Genomic DNA, 277 nt, shown 5'->3' with positions numbered 1-277 from the left:
CGCCGGCCCAGGCTGATCCTCGCAGATGAGCCAACCGGTGCCCTGGACGTGGAGACCGGCCAGGCAGTCATGGCATTGCTCGATACCGTGGCCACGGAAACAGCTGCCGCCTTGGTCACCATCACGCACGACACCAACGTGGCGGCCCTGGCCCGCGCCTGCTACCGGCTCGATTCCGGGGTATTGAGCCCGTTGGCCCGCGCGGAAGCGGGAGCCCGCTCATGACCAGCATCATCTCCACGCTCGTGGAGGCCTGGCAGGAACTCCGCATCAACAA

1 pseudogene is annotated in these 277 nt (G+C 66.8%); it reads left to right on the top strand.

Going from position 1 to position 277, the window contains the following annotated elements:
* Positions 1-225: pseudogene (locus tag ACR9ZK_RS21920) on the top strand (ABC transporter ATP-binding protein); the annotation flags it as partial.
* Positions 226-277: the final 52 nt, after the last annotated feature.

Source organism: Monashia sp. HAY1-5C, from assembly GCF_056755255.1.
The sequence above is the reverse complement of the archived record's forward strand: the minus strand, read 5'-3'. Positions and strand labels throughout refer to the sequence as shown.